The organism is Brucella ciceri (assembly GCF_041930145.1).
GTDB classification, from domain to species: domain Bacteria; phylum Pseudomonadota; class Alphaproteobacteria; order Rhizobiales; family Rhizobiaceae; genus Brucella; species Brucella intermedia.
This window is the reverse complement of sequence record NZ_JBHEEV010000004.1, coordinates 321,878-335,688: the sequence shown is the minus strand read 5'-3', so window position 1 is coordinate 335,688 and position 13,811 is coordinate 321,878. Positions and strand designations below refer to the sequence as shown.

Genomic DNA, 13,811 nt, shown 5'->3' with positions numbered 1-13,811 from the left:
CGCTTAGGCGCAGACGCGGTTGCGTCCCATGTTCTTTGCTGCATAGAGCATCTTGTCTGCGCGGCGATAGAGATCCTTCGAGGTCTCGCGCCGGTCCCATATCGCAAGACCGATACTGACGGTAACACCAAGCTTTTCGTCACCGAGATCGATTTCAAGCGCCGATATTGCCTTGCGAATGCGATTGGCAAGCTTGATCATCAATTCCGCATCCATGTTCGGTGCGAGGACTGCGAACTCCTCCCCACCCAGCCGGGCGACAACGTCATGATAGCGTGTGTAATCCCTCAGGCACCGCGCCACCTCCTGCAGTACGATGTCGCCAACGTCATGCCCGTAAGTATCATTCACAGACTTGAAGTGATCGAGGTCGATAATCATCAGCCCGACGGGCCGGTGAATACGGTCGAACTGGACCAGATATTCCTTCAGCGCCTCGTCGAAATAACGCCGGTTCTGCATGCCCGTCAGGCTGTCCGTCAGCGCAGCATGTTCGAGGGTCTGCGACCGCTCGGAAAGATCCTGCGTGATGACCTGCAACTTGCCGCGATCCAGCGCATCGATTCTTATTTGGGGGTAGATCAGGAACAGCCCGCAAGCGAGCGTCGCCGCCAGCAACCAGATCGTGACGTAGTTCAACTGGTCCAGCCGCGAAACCAGTTCCAAGGTGCGCCCCTCAAGCGGTAAGGTCAGCAATTGTCCGATGTCAACGCGAGCCTGGTAGAGCAGCAGCCCGATACCGACCATCAAAACGATCAGAATAAAAAATGCCCGCTCCGATCTGTTGAACCGCATAATCCACGCCCGCCTCCTGTTTCAGAGAGTGCCAGCGAGTTATTTCGTTGTCGTTAATTGAGCGAAAGCATCATTAGAATTTGCATGGACGGACCAGCTGGCATTGAGCTGATTTCGAAACCATGTCGATTGACGCTTCGCATATTGCCGCGTGGCGATAACCGAACGTTCAACAGCTTCTTCTCGGGACATCGTGCCTTCAAGGTACGCAGTGATTTCACGCACACCGATGGCTTTCATCGCTGGCAGTCCGGGGTCCAGATCAAGGGCCAGCAATGCCTTGACCTCGTCGATCGCGCCATTGTCCCACATCAACGCAAATCGCTGCGCGATGCGCTCTGAAAGCCATGCCCGATCGGGCGCCAATACAATTTTATGGGCGCTGTTTTCATCTACAAGGGCCCTACCTTTTGTCTGCTGCCAGTAGAGAAGAGACTTTCCGGTGCCCTCCAGCACTTCCAGTGCTCGAACGATGCGCTGACTGTCGGCAGGCTGAAGTGTTGCGGCCATATCGGGATCGCGTTCACCGAGGATCCGGTGAAGCAACTCCGGTCCATCTGTCTCCATTCGCCCTCGCCAATAGGCCCGAACATCACCGGGCACCTCCGGCATTTGCGACAGTCCGCCCAGCAATGCCCTGAAATAAAGCCCCGTGCCGCCGACAAAGATCGGAGTGCGGTCCTTCATCTTGGGTTGCGATAACAGACGAGCTACGTCCTCCAGCCATCGTCCCGTTGAATAGCTTATCGACGGCGCGACATGTCCGTAGAGATAATGCGGCGCGGCAGCAAGATCGGCTTTGTCCGGCCGGGCAGTCAGAAGATCGAGTACGTCGTAAACCTGCATGGAGTCGGTGTTCACGATGAAGCCGTCCGTGTCTCGAGCCATGCGAACCGCAAGTGCCGACTTGCCGCTGGCCGTCGGGCCAGCTATCAGGATTGCATTCGTGTTCGCATCCTCATTCATCGCCGGAATTGCTCTCCATGTCCCAACAGGTTTCTCTCGTCGCCACCTTGATCTCCAATCCGGCCAGGGCTTCGCTTGCATCAGCGCATGGGATTAAAGCGTCATCGGCGGTGAATGCAACCGGGCTTTACTGGCTGGCCGACAACATCGCCTGCGACATTCCGCTGCCATCGGGGATCAGCAGCGAAGAAGCAGAAGCCCTGCTTCGTGATACGCTTGATGGCGCGCCAGTCGATGTCGTGGTGCAGGAACAGGAGCGTCGGCGCAAGAAGATTCTGATTGCCGATATGGATTCCACCATGATCCAGCAGGAATGCATTGACGAATTGGCGGAAGAAGCCGGCCTGCGCGAGCACGTGGCAGCGATCACCGCGCGCGCCATGAACGGTGAGATTGCATTCGAACCGGCCTTGCGCGAGCGGGTGGCCCTGTTGAAAGGCCTGCCGCTCTCCGTCATCGACAAGGTGATTTCAACCCGCATCACACTGATGCCCGGCGGACCCGAACTTGTGCGCACCATGCGCAAGCATGGTGCGTACACCGCGCTTGTGTCCGGCGGCTTTACATCGTTCACCCATCGCATTGCCGAAATGATCGGCTTCAACGAAGAGCGCGCAAACAGGTTGATCGATGATGGCATGCACCTGACCGGCCTGGTCACGGAACCCATTCTCGGCCGTGAGGCCAAGGTGGAGAAGCTCATGGAAATCGCTGATCGTCTTGGTCTTACACCGGACGATGCGATTGCGGTGGGAGACGGCGCGAACGATCTCGGCATGATCCAGCTTGCGGGAACAGGCGTGGCGCTTCATGCAAAACCAGCCGTGGCAGCGCAAGCCCGGATGCGCGTTGACCATGGCGACCTGACTGCCCTGCTCTATATTCAGGGCTACCGAAAAACGGACTTCGTTCAATGATCATTCTGGAAACACCACGCCTCGTCGTCCGAAACTGGGAAGATCGCGACCGCGATCTGTTCCATGTCATCAATTCCGATGAAGAGGTCATGCGGTTCTTTCCCTTTCGCAGAAACCGCTCGCAATCGGATGAATTGTTCAACCGCCTCCAGAAGACCATTTCTGAAACGGGTCTCGGTTTCTATGCGCTGGAAGAAAAAGCAGGCTGTGAATGCATCGGCTTCGCCGGTCTCGCCCGCACCGATCTCGAACCTCATCTACCGGACGGCATTGTTGAAATCGGCTGGCGGCTGGCCACTCCCTTTTGGGGCAAGGGTTATGTAACCGAGGCCGGCAAAGCGCTGATCGACTACGCTTTCGACACCCTTGGCCTCTCGGAAGTCGTTTCTTTCGCCGTTCACAATAACGAGCGGTCTACAGCTGTCATGCAGCGCATCGGCATGATCCGTGATCCAGGGCGTGATTTTGATCACCCGCGCGTGCCGGATGAAACCCCGCATTTGAAGCGTCATGCGGTCTATCGCATTTTACAATCAGATCGATCACCTGACGTCGCATAAGCATTCAGGCAGCCTGACCGGCAACCCAGCCGGACGACCAGGCCCACTGGAAGTTATAGCCGCCGAGCCAGCCGGTAACATCCACTACCTCGCCAATGAAAAAGAGGCCGGGGACGGATTTGGCTTCCATGGTCTTCGAGTCGAGCTCGCGCGTATCGACCCCTCCAAGCGTAACTTCTGCGGTACGGTAACCCTCCGAGCCCGCAGGCTTGATGCGCCAGTCGTTTATTGCTGACTCGACGCGACGGAACATCTTGTCGGACATATCCGCCAGATGACCCGTTGCGCCAACATCCTCGGCTAAGGTCTGCGCCAGCTTTCTCGGAAGATAAGCAGCCAGTGCGGTCTGCAATGCCTGCTTGCCGTTCTGCTTGCGCTGCTCGCGCAGTGCTTCGAAAATATCTGTGCCAGGCAGCATGGCTATGAGGATTTCGTCGCCTTCCCGCCAGTAGGAAGAAATCTGCAAAATCGAAGGGCCGCTAATGCCGCGATGCGTAAAAAGCATCGCCTCGGCGAATTTGGTTTTACCGCAGGAGACAACAGCGTCGACGGCAACACCGGCCAGCGGCTTCAGCCTTTCCAGCGTGTTGGGTTCAAACGTCAGCGGAACCAGCGCCGGTCGTGTTTCTACAATCCGCAATCCGAATTGTGTCGCGATATCGTAGCCGAAGCCTGTAGCGCCCATCTTCGGAATTGATTTCCCGCCACAGGCCACGACCAGTGATCGACAGCTAACAGGTCCGTCCGACAGTTGAAGAGAAAAGCCTTCTACAGATTTTTCAACCGAGCTGACGCTGCAACCAAGCTTCAGTCGCGCACCATGGCGCTTCATTTCTGCCAGCAGCATTTCGATTATCTGCAATGCCGAACCATCGCAGAAGAGCTGTCCCAGCGTCTTCTCGTGATAGGCGATGCGATAGCGCTCAACCAGTGCAATAAAATCGCGCTGTGTATAGCGGCTCAGGGCCGAGATGCAAAAGTGCGGATTCTGCGAGAGATAATTCTTTGGGCTCGCATGAAGATTAGTGAAATTGCAGCGTCCACCGCCCGATATGCGAATTTTCTCACCGGCTGTTTTGGCGTGATCCACGACCAGCACGGAACGCCCGCGTCTGGCCGCTTCGATGGCGCACATCATGCCTGCCGCACCGGCGCCTATGACCACAATATCGACTGTTTCCAACTCATCTTACTCCGAATGGCGCCGGTCCATAGCACAGCCGAAGCTTATGAAACAGAAAGCTCTGCCATTGCGGATAACCATGGAAGGATCAATTGATCCGAACAGTCACAAAACGCAGTTCGCCCGAGCGGGACGCCAGCATCAGGAGTGCATTCTTGCGTCCCTCGCGGCGCAGCGCATCGATGCGCTTCTTCACATCGTCGGGTGTTTTTACGGTCACCTGGCCAATATCGACGATGACATCGCCGGTTTCGATACGCTTTTCTCCGGCAGCGGAGCCGGGAGAGACATAAAGAACCGCAACGCCTTCTACATCTTCGGCAATGCCAAACTCACCGCGGACCTCGTCGCTCAGCTCGCTGAGCTTCATCCCAAGCACGCTTGGAGCAGCGTCGCTCTTCTGGTCCTTTTTCGGCGTATCCGGCATTTGCTTGCCTTCGTCTCCGCCTTCGCCTTCAGGAAGCGGAGCCTGGTCTTCCGTCGCAGCCTCGGTGCTCTTGTCGTCCTCTACGAGACGACCGAGCTTGACCTTCACGGTCTTTTCCTCACCCTGACGGACCACGACAATTTCAACTTCCTTGCCGACAGGCGTTTCGGCAACCAATCGAGGCAGATCGCGGGCGGTGTTGACCGGCTTGCCTTCATAACGGATCACGACATCGCCTGCTTCAATGGCCTTGTTGTCGACGCCGGAGTTTTCGATCAATCCGGCAACCAGCGCGCCCTTGGCTTCCTTCAACCCCAGGCTCTGGGCGATATCGTCCGTAACCGGCTGGATGCGCACACCGAGCCAGCCGCGGCGAACCTCACCAAATTCCTTGAGCTGGTCGATCACACCGACGGCCATTTCCGCCGGGATGGCGAAGCCGATACCGATGGAACCTCCCGACGGCGAGATGATCGCCGTGTTGATGCCGATCACCTTTCCTTCCATATCGAACAGAGGACCACCGGAATTGCCCCGATTGATCGCCGCGTCGGTCTGGATGAAATCATCATAGGGACCTGAATTGATATCACGCTTGCGGGCCGAAATAATACCGGCGGTAACCGTTCCGCCAAGACCAAACGGATTGCCGATTGCAAGAACCCAGTCGCCGATACGCGCCTTTTCCGAATTGCCGAATTGTACGGCTTTCAGCTTATGCTTGGACGGGTCCACTTTAAGGATCGCCAGATCGGTCTTGATGTCCTTTCCGACGAGTTCCGCTTTCAGCTTGGAACCATCATTGAAATTGACTTCGATTTCGTCGGCATCGGCGATCACGTGATTGTTTGTGACGATGAACCCCTTCTCGGCATCGATGACGAAACCGGAACCCAGCGACTGGACTTTGCGCGATTCGTCACCCTGCGCGCCGCCATTGTCGCCGAAGAAGTCCTTGAAATATTCCTGGAAGGGGGAGCCTTCCGGCACCTGCGGCATGGGAACAGCACCGTCACCTTCCCCGTCTCCCTTGACGGTCTGGGATGTGGAGATGTTCACGACCGCATCGAGCAGGCCCTCGGCCAGATCAGCAACGGAAGCCGGTCCCTGAGCCGCGATTGCCGGAGGCGTCCCCATCGAAAGAGTGCCACTGACCGTCATCGCCCCCAGCGCCACGGTTGCGAAAAGGGTGCGAGCAAATCCCGCCTTTGGTGCAATTACCATGAAGCCCTGCTCCGTTCCTGTCTGCTTGCAGTCGTTTGATTAGCGATAGATGTACTACGGCTTGATCGCTGCAAAATACGGCCTGTTTACGGCCTCGCATAGACCGCAGACAATAAATAACGGAAGGAAAACGGCTTATCCCCTGACAAGCCAGACAATGCCGACGCCAATTGCAAGCGCTGCAATCCCGGCGATGCGCAACATATTCTCCGGGGTCTCGCTAGCCTCACGGGCCAGCTTCTTCGCCAAAGAAGGAAAGCCGCCGTAGAGCAGCCCTTCGAGAACGAAGAGAAGACCTACGGCGGCTAGAAAATCGCTCATGAGCGTTTGCCCCGGTTGTTACTGGGCAGGCGTTGCAAGTCTGCCGCCAGCGTCCCGGAAGAACTTGAAGAACTCCGAGTCCGGGGAGAGAACCAGCGTTGTATCCGGTGTCTCAAGTGCTTCACGATAAGCGGACATCGACCGGTAGAAGGCGAAGAAACCGGGGTCCTTGCCTGCGGAACGGGCGAAGATCTCACTGCGCTGGGCATCGCCCTCACCGCGAAGGATTTCGGATTCCTTGCGCGCTTCAGCGATCGTTTCGACGACCTGACGGTCGGCCACAGCGCGGATGCGCTGGGCGGCCTCACGGCCCCGGGCACGCAGGCGCTCCGCCTCGGCCAGACGTTCGGCCTTCATGCGGTCATAGGTCTGCTGCGAGACCTCGGCGGTCAGATCCGTACGGCGAATGCGAACATCGGCAATGGTAAGGCCAAGCGACGTTGCGTCGGGGCGAAGCTGGTCACGCACTTCGCGCATCATGTCGCCACGCTCTTCCGAAAGCGCCGCTTCAAAACCGCGCTGGCCGTAAACGCTGCGCAATGCAGCATCAAGACGGGTGCGCAGCCGCTGCTCGGCAAGAAGCGTGCTGCCTGACACGGTTTCACGGAACTTGCGCGCATCGGTGATGCGGTAAACGAGGAAGGCATCGACGTCATAGAACTTGCCGCCTGAAACCTGAACTCGGATATCGTCCAGATCGAAGCGCAGCAGACGGTCATCGATCAACTGCACGGTGTCAGCATCCAGGAAGCCGAACGGCAGCTTGAAATAGATGCCCGGGTCCGTCTTCACATCTACGATCTGGCCGAAGCGAAGCACGATAGCCTGTTGACGCTCGGATACGATGAACGTGGCGGAGTAGATCAGGAAAGCGATGACGGCAACGATACCGCCAATGATTGGAAGCCTGTTCTGGGCCATTACTGGTTACCTCCGCTCGGGGTCGTCGTCGTCGCATTCACACCGGGGCGTGGCTGGCGCATGAGCTCGTTCAGCGGCAGATAAGGCACGACATCCTTTCCAGGTTCGACAATGACTTTCTTGGTGCTCTTCAGCACCTGTTCCATCGTTTCGAGGAACAGACGATTGCGCGTGACTTCAGGCGCCTTCTGGTATTCACCCAGAACGGAGCTGAAACGCTGCGCCTCACCTTCCGCATCCTGAACGACGCGGTTCTTGTAGGCGGCTGCTTCTTCACGAAGCTGCGCTGCTTCACCACGGGCCTGACCGAGCTTCTGGTTCGAATACTGGTTCGATTCTTCCACGAAACGATCTTCGTCCTGTTCGGCGCGCTGCACTTCATCGAAGGCATCGGCCACTTCACGCGGCGGCGCTGCGTCTTCGATGGAAACGGCATTGATCTGAATACCCGCCTTGTAGGCGTCTAACGTCTGCTGGACGATATCGCGGACGCTCGTTGCGATAGCCGCACGGTTGTCACGGAAAACATCCTGAGCCGGGCGACGGCCAACGATTTCGCGGATCGCGCTTTCAGAAACCTGCTGCACCATCGCATCGGGATTATCGACGTTGAACAGATATGCCTGCGGGTCGGAGACACGGTAAAGAACCGAGAACTGGACATTGACGATGTTCTGGTCACCCGTCAGCATCAGGCCCTGGGTCGCGCTCCGGTTGCCCTGGCCGCCAATGTTGATCTGCTTTTCGACGATCTGCGCCTTCTCATAGGTTTCGATCGGCCACCAATGGAAATGGAGGCCCGGTTCGGACACTTCTTCCTTCGGCTTTCCAAAGCGCAGTTCGACGGCAAGTTCATCCGGCTGCACGGTATAGATCGACTGGAAAAGCCAGAAGCCGAGAACGGCTGCGCCGATCAGGAACAGAACGCCCCGATTGCTGCCGCCCTTGCCACCGCCGCCGGGGAATACCTGCTTCAGACGGTCTTGACCCTTGCGCAAAATATCTTCGAGATCAGGTGGCGTGTTCTGGCCGCCACCACGAGGACCTTTCGGTCCTTGTCCCCATGGGCCACCATTATTGTTGTTATTATCGCCGCCACCACCCCACGGGCCGCCGCCACCATTCTGGTTACTCCAGGGCATCCTCACCTCTCGTCCAGGCGACGGGAAAGCGAGTTGCCCACTCCCGTCATCAACTAATGTTTCCGTTTTATAGGCATCGGGAGGTCCGCTTTCAACGCGAAGACGACAAAATTCGTGAACTATGCTTTACACAGCACGTTTTTCGTACACGAAATAGCGCGTTAGGTGGCTGTCCTTGTCCCCGGCAGGCACATCTTCCTGCAAAACCGCTTGCCATAGGTTCGGATCGATTTCCGGAAAACGCGTATCGCCGTCGATCTCCGCCAGAACGCGCGTCAGGTGAACACGGTCCGCGAGAGGCAGAGCCTGCGCATAGATTTTTCCCCCGCCGATGACACAAACCTCTTCGGCGCCCACCTCGGCAGCGAGTTTACACCCAAGCGCAATCGCTTCATCAAGAGAACCGACCGTAGTCGCGCCCTCAGCCTGAAATCCCTTGTCTCTTGTCACCACGATATTGGGCCGTCCCGGCAAGGGACGCCCGATGGATTCCCAGGTCCGTCGCCCCATGATGACAGGCTTTCCGAGCGTCAGCGCCTTGAAGCGCTTGAGATCTGTCGAAAGCCGCCACGGCATATCATTATCGCGCCCGATAACCCCGTTTTCAGCGGCAGCGACAATGATCGAAACAATGGGCTTCTTTGCGGACATGATGCACCTCAAACCGCAATCGGAGCTTTGATCGTCGGATCGGCCTCATAGCCCTCGAGCCGAAAATCCTCGAAACGGAAAGCAAAAAGGTCTTTCACATCCGGATTGATCCACATCTGGGGCAATTTCTTTGGAGTACGCGCGAGTTGCTCGCGCGCCTGATCGAAATGATTGGCGTAAATATGCGCGTCACCCAGCGTGTGGACGAACTCTCCCGGCTTCAATCCCGTGACCTGCGCGATCATCATCGTCAGCAATGCGTAGGACGCAATATTAAACGGTACGCCCAGGAATATATCAGCCGAGCGCTGATAGAGCTGGCACGAAAGCTTGCCGTCGGCGACATAAAACTGGAAAAGACAATGGCATGGCGGCAGCGCCATTTCATCGACAAGCGCCGGATTCCAGGCCGATACGATGAGGCGGCGCGAATTGGGATTCCCATGCAGCATCTTCAGAAGATTCGCAATCTGATCGATGTGGCGGCCGTCCGGCGCGGGCCATGAGCGCCACTGATAACCGTAAACCGGCCCCAGATCGCCGTTTTCGTCTGCCCATTCATCCCAGATCGAAACGCCGTTTTCCTTCAGATAGGCGATGTTCGTGTCGCCTTTCAGAAACCAGAGAAGTTCATGGACGATCGACCGGAGATGCAGCTTCTTGGTGGTGAGAACGGGAAAGCCCTCTTCCAGATTGAAGCGCATCTGATATCCGAAAACCGACCGCGTACCCGTGCCTGTGCGGTCGCCACGGTCAACACCGTTATCGAGCACATGTTGAAGAAGATCGAGATAGGTGCGCATGGGGGATATCCAGAATCCGATTCGGTTGAGCCCACTATAAAGAAAAACCCCGGCGTCGGGCACCGGGGCTTCGATTTCACCAGATCGCTGTGGATCAAAGGCTGCCGAGTTTTCCGAGCTGCTTGGCAACCAGATAATAGAAGGTAACGCGATGCTTGTTGCGGTCGCCCTTCATGACTTCAGCAACATGGGCAACGACCTCATCGCCCTTGGCTTCGTCGTCAACGCCAAGCTTCTTGGCGACCCAATTCGTGCGGACGCGCTTCAATTCTTCCGGGTCCGTTGCCGAAACGAGGGAGGAATCGCGATTGCGCAGCGCAATACCCAGATGCTTGACGATCTTGTCGACGACAGCTTCATCGGCAGCGGCATCATAACGACGGACATCCGCGAGATATTCACTCATATATCCACTCTCCTTCGATTGGGGTTTCAATCCCCCGTTTCAGCTCACGGAATCCGGCTTCATCGAAATTTCGCTCGCCGCCCCCGATATATTGGTAGGATTGACCAGCGAACGCAGACTGTCAATGAAAAATGAACGGGAACCGCAGGCCCCGGAATATCAGCAAAACCCGTTAAAAACTGCGTCCCCTCTTCCAATCGCGGTCAACCGCGCCTATATACGGCGTGTCAGCGCAAGCTGACTATGGTGATAAACGGACGGTGTAATAAACCCATTGGACCCGGGGGCGGTACCCGGCGCCTCCACCAGAATACAGATCGTCTAGTGGTTTGTATTGTGGCGGGGGCGAAACAGGATCGACAAGGGTGTAAAGATCGCTCTTTTACTCGGCATGATACCACCGTTATCGGGTCAATTGAGTAGTTGCAAATGACAACAAAGCTCAGGGTTATGCTCTCGCTGCCTAATGGCGGTGCGGGAAACCCACTCTAAAGCCCTTGGGGTTAGCACCTTAAGGCGGGGTTCGGAGGCACCTGGCAACAGAAGCCTCCACTTTCCCTTTCCATGGATTACGCCGCAGCAGCCTCTGTATCGAGTTCGCTCGCCTTGCGCGACAGAACGACTTGCGTCAGCACGAAGGCGGTCAGCGCACAACCGGCAATCCCGCCGACCATTGGCAGTGCCGTTCCATCGAAGAATGAACCGGTCACGCCGATTGCCACGCCGCCGATCACGAAATGCAGCGTGCCCATGAGCGCCGAAGCCGTGCCGGCAATTTCACCGTGATCCTCAAGAGCGAGAACCGCTGTTGTGGGGATGACGAGGCCGAGAAAGCCATATCCCACGAACAGGAAACCGGCGATCAGCCAGAGCGACTGGTGCCCCATCAGGGCGGCGGCGAACATGGCGAGCATTGCCGCAGCAAATCCGGAGACCGCGAATCGCATGACCCGCCGAAGGCCGAAGCGCGATCCCAGCCAGCCGTTCAACTGCGAAACACCGAAGAACGATACTGCATTGGCCGAAAAGGCGATCGCATATTGCGTGGGCGTCAGGCCGTAATGGTCGATAAGCACGAAGGACGAATTGGCGAGATAGACGAAGAAGGAAGCAATCCCGAAGCCGCCGACAAAAACCAGCCCGAGAAAGTAACGGTCTTTCAACAGGCGGCCATAGCCGCGCAAGGCGCTGCCCAGATTGCTTTCTAGCCGGGCTTCCGCCGTTCTCGTCTCCTTCTGCGCAGTCGCCACGAGAACGATACCGATAGCAGCCGCAACCAGAACGGCCCAGAAGACACCGCGCCAGCCGAAGAAGCTGATAATGACGGAGCCCGTCAAGGGAGCCAGAATCGGCGATATGGAGAAAACCAGCATCAGAAGCGACATGAGGCGCGCAGCCTCGATGCCAGTATGAAGATCACGCACGACAGCACGTGGAATAACCATCCCCGCAGCAGCACCAAGCCCCTGCACAAAACGGAAAAGCACGAGCACATCTATGTCGGTGGCGACAGCCGAACCGATGCTGCCGATGCCAAACAGGACCAGCCCGCCATAGAGCGGCAGTTTGCGCCCGATCATGTCGGACAGCGGTCCGCAGAAGAGCTGCGCTATCGCGAGCGCAATGAAAAAGGCCAGAAGGCTCATCTGCACGGCACCGGTTTCCGCATGCAGATCGGCGGCAATGGTGGGCAGAGCGGGCAGATACATATCGATCGCAAATGGGCCAATGGCGGAAAGAAGGCCAAGAACAATGGCATTGCGCACAAGACTGGAAGCCATGGGGGACGCGCTTTCATCAATGTTTCGTGAGATTCCCGCACCGATTTCGGATCTCCGGTTTTGCTTGGGAGGATGGCGCCATCGGGCTCGCAAAATCGGTACAGGACAGATAAATCTTTGTATTCGCTTCGAGTTTTCGTTCTTACTCGATGAAGTCAGCCTGTTTTGAGTTGTGGCTGACATTTGAAAACTCTGAAGCGAAAGGCATTCTATACGGATGGTCAAAACAGATTTGACACTGATGTCAAATTAGACACCATTGTCCAAAACGTCAAGCTATCTTATGTTGGAGTTATGAAACCTACTGACATAATCGACATGGCCGTCCTGCCCGAGAAGCGCGCCGTATCCGAAAAGGGCCTGAATTCCGCGGCGATAAAGCCCGGACAGTGCATGAAGCGCGACTTCATCTTGTGTTCCGCAGCGCGGGTTTTCAACCGCGACGGGTTTCAGGGGGCGAGTATCGATCTCATCGCCAGCGAAGCGGGCGTATCACGCCAGACCATCTACAATCATTACCGCGACAAGGAAGCGCTGCTCGCTGCCGTCGTCGAGGATGCACTGGCGCGTATGAGTGCGAGCATGTTCGCGGTTCTGGCCACATTTCCCCAGACCGGCGACAATCTGGAGCATGATCTGGTGGCGTTCTCCATCCGCATGAGCCGGAACTGCATCTACGATTCGTCCGGGGCGTTTCTGCGCAAGATATTGCAGGCCAATGAGACCAACCTGCCGCTTGCCGCCAGCATTTGCAATACGAAGGGCCCTGCACAGGCCATACCTGCGATCGCGGCGCGCCTGGCCCGCCTTGCGATGGATGGCCATCTGCACGTCGATGATCCCGATCTGGCGGCGCGCCATTTCATGGCGCTGATCAACGCCGACACCCATTATCATATACTGACCGGCCAGTGTCTGGATGATGCGATCATCGAGAAGAGCGCCGTCAACGGAGTGCGCACCTTCCTGAGGGCATTCGGGCGGCAATAGACCCGGCGCCTCCCGTGGCGTTCAAAAATTGCACATCTTCAAGCCGCAAGCATCGCGCTGTTGCATTTTCAGGTCATATATCATCGTATCTGATGAGAACGAACTTGACATCGACCTCCGAATCCGTGGGATAAGCAAACCATGGTACAGGACCTAATCCGTTACGATATTCTCGCTCAGGAAGCCCTCCGCGGCGTCATTCGCAAGGTTCTTGCGGAAGTGGCCAAGGCTGGCTTGCCAGGTAACCACCACTTCTTCATCACGTTCCTGACCGGAGCGCCTGGTGTGCGAATTTCCTCGCGCCTGAAGGAGAAATATCCCGAGCAGATGACGATCGTTTTACAGCATCAGTTCTGGGATATGCATGTGACCGACCAACTTTTCGAAGTTGGTCTTTCCTTCGGGGACATTCCGGAAAAGTTGACCGTTCCATTTTCGGCAGTCCGCGGTTTCTATGACCCTTCGGTCAATTTCGAACTCGAATTCGACGTAGCGGTCAACCAGCCCGAAAGCGACAATGACGAAGGCGGCAATGTTGCCCCCATTGAGATCGCTTCAACGGAAGCCCCGGTCGAGAAGGCGGAAAAGCCTAAATCGAAGTCGCGCAAGACTTCGGCCGAAAAAGAAGCTGCTGCTTCCAAAGACAGCAATGCAGATGAGGCCGACAAGGAAGCCAAGCCTTCAGCCGATGTGGTTTCGCTGGATGCATTCCGGAAGAAATAAT

15 protein-coding genes and 1 other RNA gene are annotated in these 13,811 nt (G+C 56.7%); 5 read left to right on the top strand and 11 right to left on the bottom strand.

Going from position 1 to position 13,811, the window contains the following annotated elements:
- Window positions 1–3: 3 nt before the first annotated feature.
- Together JNC63_RS10370 and miaA are read right to left on the bottom strand one after the other, a co-directional pair.
- Complete coding sequence (locus JNC63_RS10370) at window positions 4–795, bottom strand: GGDEF domain-containing protein (RefSeq protein WP_063620917.1); 792 nt, start codon at window positions 793–795, stop codon at window positions 4–6.
- 39 nt (window positions 796–834) lie between these two features.
- Complete coding sequence (miaA, locus tag JNC63_RS10365) at window positions 835–1,761, bottom strand: tRNA (adenosine(37)-N6)-dimethylallyltransferase MiaA (RefSeq protein WP_063620915.1); 927 nt, start codon at window positions 1,759–1,761, stop codon at window positions 835–837.
- Window positions 1,762–1,778: 17 nt separating this feature from the next.
- On the opposite strand from miaA, the gene serB reads away from it, so the two are divergent.
- Entirely contained in the window at window positions 1,779–2,678 is a 900-nt protein-coding gene (gene serB / locus JNC63_RS10360; RefSeq protein WP_063620913.1) for a phosphoserine phosphatase SerB, read from the top strand.
- Window positions 2,675–3,238 (top strand): GNAT family N-acetyltransferase, encoded by a 564-nt coding sequence (locus JNC63_RS10355; RefSeq protein ID WP_063620911.1) that lies wholly within the window; start codon window positions 2,675–2,677, stop codon window positions 3,236–3,238. The genes serB and JNC63_RS10355 overlap by 4 nt, the downstream gene beginning before the upstream one ends.
- A 4-nt stretch (window positions 3,239–3,242) precedes the next feature.
- Here JNC63_RS10355 and JNC63_RS10350 read toward each other — a convergent pair whose 3' ends face one another.
- From JNC63_RS10350 to JNC63_RS10315, 8 genes are all read right to left on the bottom strand, one after another.
- Window positions 3,243–4,421 carry a BaiN/RdsA family NAD(P)/FAD-dependent oxidoreductase gene (locus JNC63_RS10350; RefSeq protein ID WP_063620909.1) on the bottom strand — a complete coding sequence of 393 codons (1,179 nt, stop codon included), beginning with the start codon at window positions 4,419–4,421 and terminating at the stop codon, window positions 3,243–3,245.
- 88 nt (window positions 4,422–4,509) lie between these two features.
- Window positions 4,510–6,072 (bottom strand): Do family serine endopeptidase, encoded by a 1,563-nt coding sequence (locus tag JNC63_RS10345; protein ID WP_063620907.1) that lies wholly within the window; start codon window positions 6,070–6,072, stop codon window positions 4,510–4,512.
- 135 nt (window positions 6,073–6,207) lie between these two features.
- A complete protein-coding gene (locus JNC63_RS10340; RefSeq protein WP_006467185.1) occupies window positions 6,208–6,393 on the bottom strand; it encodes a DUF2065 domain-containing protein in 186 nt (61 codons plus the stop codon).
- Between the two features lie 18 nt (window positions 6,394–6,411).
- Window positions 6,412–7,314 (bottom strand): protease modulator HflC, encoded by a 903-nt coding sequence (gene hflC / locus JNC63_RS10335; protein WP_006467186.1) that lies wholly within the window; start codon window positions 7,312–7,314, stop codon window positions 6,412–6,414.
- The gene (gene hflK / locus JNC63_RS10330; protein WP_036565177.1) at window positions 7,314–8,456 is read right to left on the bottom strand and encodes an FtsH protease activity modulator HflK; all 1,143 of its coding nucleotides are present in this window, start codon (window positions 8,454–8,456) and stop codon (window positions 7,314–7,316) included. Before hflK ends, hflC begins: the two co-directional genes overlap by 1 nt.
- A gap of 126 nt (window positions 8,457–8,582) precedes the next feature.
- Window positions 8,583–9,107, bottom strand: a complete 525-nt coding sequence (locus JNC63_RS10325; RefSeq protein WP_063620905.1) for a dihydrofolate reductase — start codon at window positions 9,105–9,107, stop codon at window positions 8,583–8,585.
- A gap of 8 nt (window positions 9,108–9,115) precedes the next feature.
- Window positions 9,116–9,910: a thymidylate synthase gene (locus tag JNC63_RS10320; protein WP_063620903.1), complete on the bottom strand. Its 795-nt coding sequence runs from the start codon at window positions 9,908–9,910 to the stop codon at window positions 9,116–9,118.
- Between the two features lie 94 nt (window positions 9,911–10,004).
- On the bottom strand, window positions 10,005–10,316 hold the full coding sequence (locus tag JNC63_RS10315) for a DUF2853 family protein (protein WP_021586857.1): 312 nt from the start codon (window positions 10,314–10,316) through the stop codon (window positions 10,005–10,007).
- Between the two features lie 187 nt (window positions 10,317–10,503).
- Between JNC63_RS10315 and ssrA the strand changes: the two genes are divergently transcribed.
- Window positions 10,504–10,870, top strand: a transfer-messenger RNA (tmRNA) gene (ssrA, locus tag JNC63_RS10310).
- Window positions 10,871–10,885: 15 nt separating this feature from the next.
- Here the strand turns inward: ssrA and JNC63_RS10305 are convergent.
- Complete coding sequence (locus JNC63_RS10305; protein ID WP_021586858.1) at window positions 10,886–12,097, bottom strand: multidrug effflux MFS transporter; 1,212 nt, start codon at window positions 12,095–12,097, stop codon at window positions 10,886–10,888.
- A 294-nt stretch (window positions 12,098–12,391) separates the two neighbouring features.
- On the opposite strand from JNC63_RS10305, the gene JNC63_RS10300 reads away from it, so the two are divergent.
- A complete protein-coding gene (locus JNC63_RS10300) occupies window positions 12,392–13,087 on the top strand; it encodes a TetR/AcrR family transcriptional regulator (RefSeq protein ID WP_063620901.1) in 696 nt (231 codons plus the stop codon).
- Window positions 13,088–13,228: 141 nt separating this feature from the next.
- A complete protein-coding gene (locus JNC63_RS10295; protein WP_063620899.1) occupies window positions 13,229–13,810 on the top strand; it encodes an SspB family protein in 582 nt (193 codons plus the stop codon).
- The last annotated feature ends 1 nt before the right edge of the window (window position 13,811 follow it).

Excerpts from the sequence above, each read along its gene's own strand:
- JNC63_RS10370 (WP_063620917.1), bottom strand. The coding sequence starts at position 795 with ATGCGGTTCAACAGATCGGAGCGGGCATTTTTTATTCTGATCGTTTTG.
- miaA (WP_063620915.1), bottom strand. The coding sequence starts at position 1,761 with ATGAATGAGGATGCGAACACGAATGCAATCCTGATAGCTGGCCCGACG.
- serB (WP_063620913.1), top strand. The coding sequence starts at position 1,779 with ATGTCCCAACAGGTTTCTCTCGTCGCCACCTTGATCTCCAATCCGGCC.
- JNC63_RS10355 (WP_063620911.1), top strand. The coding sequence starts at position 2,675 with ATGATCATTCTGGAAACACCACGCCTCGTCGTCCGAAACTGGGAAGAT.
- JNC63_RS10345 (WP_063620907.1), bottom strand. The coding sequence starts at position 6,072 with ATGGTAATTGCACCAAAGGCGGGATTTGCTCGCACCCTTTTCGCAACC.
- JNC63_RS10340 (WP_006467185.1), bottom strand. The coding sequence starts at position 6,393 with ATGAGCGATTTTCTAGCCGCCGTAGGTCTTCTCTTCGTTCTCGAAGGG.
- hflC (WP_006467186.1), bottom strand. The coding sequence starts at position 7,314 with ATGGCCCAGAACAGGCTTCCAATCATTGGCGGTATCGTTGCCGTCATC.
- hflK (WP_036565177.1), bottom strand. The coding sequence starts at position 8,456 with ATGCCCTGGAGTAACCAGAATGGTGGCGGCGGCCCGTGGGGTGGTGGC.
- JNC63_RS10325 (WP_063620905.1), bottom strand. The coding sequence starts at position 9,107 with ATGTCCGCAAAGAAGCCCATTGTTTCGATCATTGTCGCTGCCGCTGAA.
- JNC63_RS10320 (WP_063620903.1), bottom strand. The coding sequence starts at position 9,910 with ATGCGCACCTATCTCGATCTTCTTCAACATGTGCTCGATAACGGTGTT.
- JNC63_RS10315 (WP_021586857.1), bottom strand. The coding sequence starts at position 10,316 with ATGAGTGAATATCTCGCGGATGTCCGTCGTTATGATGCCGCTGCCGAT.
- JNC63_RS10305 (WP_021586858.1), bottom strand. The coding sequence starts at position 12,097 with ATGGCTTCCAGTCTTGTGCGCAATGCCATTGTTCTTGGCCTTCTTTCC.
- JNC63_RS10300 (WP_063620901.1), top strand. The coding sequence starts at position 12,392 with ATGAAACCTACTGACATAATCGACATGGCCGTCCTGCCCGAGAAGCGC.
- JNC63_RS10295 (WP_063620899.1), top strand. The coding sequence starts at position 13,229 with ATGGTACAGGACCTAATCCGTTACGATATTCTCGCTCAGGAAGCCCTC.